The sequence below is a fragment of the Halodesulfovibrio spirochaetisodalis genome, from assembly GCF_001672295.1.
GTDB lineage: Bacteria > Desulfobacterota > Desulfovibrionia > Desulfovibrionales > Desulfovibrionaceae > Halodesulfovibrio > Halodesulfovibrio spirochaetisodalis.
On record NZ_JXMS01000045.1, the window covers coordinates 1 to 5,679 of the forward strand.

2 tRNA genes and 3 rRNA genes are annotated in these 5,679 nt (G+C 51.0%); all 5 read left to right on the plus strand.

What is annotated here, in order from left to right:
- Window positions 1–26: 26 nt before the first annotated feature.
- The 5 genes from SP90_RS16260 (at window position 27) to rrf (ending at window position 5,155) form a co-directional block, all read left to right on the plus strand.
- Window positions 27–1,568 (plus strand): 16S ribosomal RNA (locus tag SP90_RS16260).
- A gap of 91 nt (window positions 1,569–1,659) precedes the next feature.
- Window positions 1,660–1,736 (plus strand) — tRNA-Ile (locus SP90_RS16265).
- Window positions 1,737–1,747: 11 nt separating this feature from the next.
- Window positions 1,748–1,823 (plus strand) — tRNA-Ala (locus tag SP90_RS16270).
- 161 nt (window positions 1,824–1,984) lie between these two features.
- A 23S ribosomal RNA gene (locus SP90_RS16275) occupies window positions 1,985–4,920 on the plus strand.
- Window positions 4,921–5,040: 120 nt separating this feature from the next.
- Window positions 5,041–5,155: ribosomal RNA gene (gene rrf, locus SP90_RS16280) — 5S ribosomal RNA — on the plus strand.
- Together the 16S, 23S and 5S rRNA genes with 2 tRNA genes alongside form the textbook arrangement of a ribosomal RNA operon.
- Window positions 5,156–5,679 lie beyond the last annotated feature (524 nt).

A 5,679-nucleotide genomic window follows, 5' to 3' on the forward strand; every position in this document is an offset into this window, starting at 1 on the left:
AGTGGATGTCACAATACAGAATTATTAAACTGGAGAGTTTGATTCTGGCTCAGATTGAACGCTGGCGGCGTGCCTAACACATGCAAGTCGAACGCGAAAGTCTCTTCGGAGATGAGTAGAGTGGCGCACGGGTGAGTAACGCGTGGATTATCTACCTACTGGTACGGGACAACAGTTGGAAACGACTGCTAATACCGTATACGCTGGTAACGGGAAAGGGGGCCTCTTCTTGAAAGCTCTCGCCAGTAGATGAGTCCGCGTTTCATTAGCTAGACGGTGGGGTAACGGCCTACCGTGGCAACGATGAATAGCAGGCCTGAGAGGGTGGCCTGCCACACTGGGACTGGAACACGGCCCAGACTCCTACGGGAGGCAGCAGTGGGGAATATTGCGCAATGGACGAAAGTCTGACGCAGCGACGCCGCGTGGAGGATGAAGGTTTTCGGATCGTAAACTCCTGTCAAGAGGGAAGAAACCTATCAAGACTAATACTCTTAGTAATTGACGGTACCTCTAGAGGAAGCACCGGCTAATTCAGTGCCAGCAGCCGCGGTAATACTGAAGGTGCAAGCGTTAATCGGAATCACTGGGCGTAAAGCGCTCGTAGGTGGCTTTGTAAGTCAGGTGTGAAAGCCCACGGCTCAACCGTGGAATTGCACTTGATACTGCATCGCTAGAGTATAGGAGAGGGAAGTGGAATTTCTGGTGTAGGAGTGAAATCCGTAGAGATCAGAAGGAACACCCGTGGCGAAGGCGACTTCCTGGACTATTACTGACACTGAGGAGCGAAAGCGTGGGGAGCAAACAGGATTAGATACCCTGGTAGTCCACGCCGTAAACGATGGGTACTAGGTGTTGGGGGCTTGACCCTCGGTGCCGTAGTTAACGCGTTAAGTACCCCGCCTGGGGAGTACGGTCGCAAGGCTGAAACTCAAAGAAATTGACGGGGGCCCGCACAAGCGGTGGAGTATGTGGTTTAATTCGATGCAACGCGAAGAACCTTACCCAGGCTTGACATCCTGCGAATGCCCAAGAAATTAGGCAGTGCCCTTCGGGGAATGCAGTGACAGGTGCTGCATGGCTGTCGTCAGCTCGTGCCGTGAGGTGTTGGGTTAAGTCCCGCAACGAGCGCAACCCCTATCCTTAGTTGCCACCAGGTAATGCTGAGCACTCTAGGGAGACTGCCCGGGTTAACCGGGAGGAAGGTGGGGACGACGTCAAGTCATCATGGCCCTTACGCCTGGGGCTACACACGTACTACAATGGTACATACAAAGGGTTGCGAGACCGTGAGGTGGAGCTAATCCCAAAAAGTGTATCCCAGTCCGGATAGGAGTCTGCAACTCGACTCCTTGAAGTCGGAATCGCTAGTAATCCCGGATCAGCATGCCGGGGTGAATGCGTTCCCGGGCCTTGTACACACCGCCCGTCACACCACGAAAGTTGGTTCTACCCGAAACCAGTGAGCTAACCGGCAACGGAGGCAGCTGTCTACGGTGGGGCTGATGATTGGGGTGAAGTCGTAACAAGGTAGCCGTAGGGGAACCTGCGGCTGGATCACCTCCTTTAAAGAAAAAAATCCGATTCGCTATTTAATTGCAAAGAGTTTTGCATTAACCAACTTCTGGTTGGTTTTAGCTCTTTACAAAGATAGGCTATGGGCCTGTAGCTCAGTTGGTTAGAGCGCACGCCTGATAAGCGTGAGGTCGGAAGTTCAAATCTTCCCAGGCCCACCATCTACCCAAGTGGGGGCGTAGCTCAGCTGGGAGAGCACCTGCCTTGCACGCAGGGGGTCAACGGTTCAATCCCGTTCGCCTCCACCATTTTGGTGGAAAAGCTTATATGATCTTTTACAAGTAGTTTTTTGGTAGTCATCATTACTTTGCGTAAGTAGTGGTTACAATCCAAGTAATATACTTGGCTGAAACCTTGACGGTTTCTGCTCTTTTACAATCGATAGGGACGGAAAAGAATGTCCGTAGAAAAATAAGTTATTAAGGGCAACTGGCGGATGCCTTGGCACTAGAAGGCGATGAAAGACGTGGTAGGCTGCGATATGCTGTGGTGAGGAGCCAAACATCCTTTGACCCACAGATTTCTGAATGGGGAAACCCAGCGGGAGTTATGTCCCGTTATCTCTTTACTGAATACATAGGTTTAGAGAGGCTAACCGGGGGAAGTGAAACATCTCAGTACCCCGAGGAAAGGAAATCAAACGAGACTCTCTTAGTAGCGGCGAGCGAACGGGGAATAGCCCAAACCGTCGTGTTTCGACACGGCGGGGTTGTAGGGCAGTCATCAAGTGATTCAGAATTAGATAGGAGAACAAGCTGGGAAGCTTGACCGTAGAGGGTGAAAGTCCCGTATCTGAAGTCGAACCTGACACTGACTGTTCCTGAGTACCGCGGAACACGTGAAACTCCGTGGGAATCTGGGAGGACCATCTTCCAAGGCTAAGTACTACCTAGTGACCGATAGTGAACCAGTACCGTGAGGGAAAGGTGAAAAGAACCCCTGTTAGGGGAGTGAAATAGAACCTGAAACCAGTTGCCTACAAGCTGTGGGAGCATCCTTGAGATGTGACCGCGTGCCTTTTGCATAATGAGTCAGCGAGTTAATCTACTGTGCAAGGTTAAGCGAAAGTGGAGCCGTAGCGAAAGCGAGTCTGATAAGGGCGACAAGTACAGTGGATTAGACCCGAAACCAGGTGATCTATCCATGAGCAGGTTGAAGCTCAGGTAAAACTGAGTGGAGGACCGAACCAGTATCGGTTGAAAACGATTTGGATGACTTGTGGATAGGGGTGAAAGGCCAATCAAACCTGGTGATAGCTGGTTCTCTCCGAAATATATTGAGGTATAGCCTCGAGGTAGTTTAACGGGGGTAGAGCACTGACAGGGCTAGGGGGCTCACCAGCTTACCAAACCCTATCAAACTCCGAATACCGTATAAATGATCCTCGGGAGTCAGACTGCGACTGAGAAGGGCCGTAGTCGAAAGGGAAACAGCCCAGACCGACAGCTAAGGTCTCCAAATCCATGCTCAGTGGAAAAGGCGGTGGAATTTCCTAGACAGCCAGGAGGTTGGCTTAGAAGCAGCCATCCTTTAAAGAAAGCGTAATAGCTCACTGGTCTAGAGATTCTGCGCCGAAAATGTAACGGGGCTAAGCATGGTACCGAAGCTTCGGATCAGCACTTTGTGCTGGTGGTAGGAGAGCGTTCTCTACTGGTTGAAGGTGTGTTGTGAAGCATGCTGGACGGTAGAGAAGTGATTATGCTGACATGAGTAACGATAAAATGGGTGAGAAACCCATTCGCCGTAAGCCCAAGGTTTCCGGGGTAAAGGTAATCTGCCCCGGGTTAGTCGGCCCCTAAGGCGAGGCTGAAAAGCGTAGTCGATGGGAAACAGGTTAATATTCCTGTACTTGTATAGATGTGCGATGGAGGGACGGAGTAGGATAGGCACGCTGGCTGTTGGAATAGCCAGTACAAGTGTGTAGGGTTGAGATATAGGCAAATCCGTATCTCTACATGCCTGAGACACGATGTGGTGTTCGCAAGAACGTAAGGTGTTGAGTCCATGCTTCCAAGAAAAGCTTCTAAGTTTAGTCTATGCAAACCGTACCGCAAACCGACTCAGGTGGGCGGGATGAGTAATCCAAGGCGCTCGAGAGAACTGTAGTTAAGGAATTCGGCAAAATGACCCCGTAACTTCGGGATAAGGGGTGCTCTTTGTTGTTAGTTTCTTAGCGAAACAAAGCAACGGAGAGCCGCAGAGAAATGGCGGTGGCGACTGTTTACTAAAAACATAGGTCTATGCAAAGTCGTAAGACGACGTATATGGACTGACGCCTGCCCGGTGCCGGAAGGTTAAGGGGAGTTGTTAGCATTAGCGAAGCAGCGAACCGAAGCCCCGGTAAACGGCGGCCGTAACTATAACGGTCCTAAGGTAGCGAAATTCCTTGTCGGGTAAGTTCCGACCTGCACGAATGGCGTAACGATCTCCGCACTGTCTCAACTACAGACTCGGTGAAATTGAATTCGCGGTGAAAATGCCGTGTACCCGCAGCAAGACGGAAAGACCCTGTGCACCTTTACTATAGCTTGACATTGGGTTTTGGGCTAGCATGTGTAGGATAGGTGGGAGGCTTTGAAGCAGGCACGCCAGTGTTTGTGGAGCCAACCTTGAAATACCACCCTTGCTAGTCTAAGGCTCTAATCCTCTACCGTTATCCGGTTAGGAAACAGTGTCTGGTGGGTAGTTTGACTGGGGCGGTCGCCTCCTAAAGAGTAACGGAGGCATACAAAGGTTCGCTCAGACTGATTGGAAACCAGTCGTTGAGTGCAAACGCATAAGCGAGCTTGACTGCAAGAGAGACATCTCGAGCAGGAACGAAAGTTGGTGTTAGTGATCCGGTGGTTCCGCATGGAAGGGCCATCGCTCATTGGATAAAAGGTACGCCGGGGATAACAGGCTGATCGCGCCCAAGAGTTCACATCGACGGCGCGGTTTGGCACCTCGATGTCGGCTCATCACATCCTGGGGCTGAAGCAGGTCCCAAGGGTACGGCTGTTCGCCGTTTAAAGTGGTACGCGAGCTGGGTTTAAAACGTCGTGAGACAGTTTGGTCCCTATCTGCTGTGGGCGTAGGAGATTTGAAAGGACTTGCCCCTAGTACGAGAGGACCGGGGTGAACGAACCTCTGGTGGGTCAGTTGTCGTGCCAACGGCATAGCTGAGTAGCTACGTTCGGAAGGGATAACCGCTGAAAGCATCTAAGCGGGAAGCCTCACTTAAGATAAGATCTCCCTCTCATTTATGAGCTAAAGGACCCTGGTAGACCACCAGGTTGATAGGCTGGGTGTGTAAGGGCAGCGATGCCTTCAGCTAACCAGTACTAATAGTCCGTGAGCCTTATTTTTCTACACAAAATCATTCTTTTCCTCCCTATTAGATTAATATTTCAGGGTTAGCCCTTTGACGTGGCAGCAGGGTAAATACTGCTCGCCTTTCCAAAGAACTGACTGACCCGCCATATTTTTCTTGGTGGCCACGGAGGCTGGGGTACACCCGATCCCATTCCGAACTCGGAAGTTAAGCCGGCCATCGCCGATGATACTGCAGGGGAGCCTGTGGGAAAGTAGGTCGCTGCCAAGATTTATTTTGAAGACCGCGTTTCAAACGAAACGCGGTCTTTTTTTGTATGTACAGCTTTTCTTTAGCGACCTGCTTTCCCACAGGCGAGAAGAGCCGCTGAGCGCCTACCGGCGCGAGGTTTGATCCGAGGCGACAGCCGATGGTCAAACTAATCTATGCAATCAAAAAGTGACCACGTCAGGAAAGAGTAGATTGGTCTTTCTTTTTTGGCTCCTTGCCGTTACCGACAGGTATTCTCCAGCCATAACGCTGGCTTGAAATATACCTGTCCCTGCTGAACCCATATCTATCTCATCCCGTTTCTTTAACTCATACTAAGTCCCAAGCTTTCTCTTCCCACGCTCCCGCGGGGGGACGGGAGATGCTAGCGCAGATCTCCCTTTCCATTCCCTCTGCGCTTTAACGCGTCACCCCATCCGTCCTCTTTCCGTCATTATTCTCGGAATATTCACGGCGGCTCGTAATGAGTCTCACGTATGTTCTCAGGCACGAAAAACAATGCCGAGAATAATGACTTCAATGCG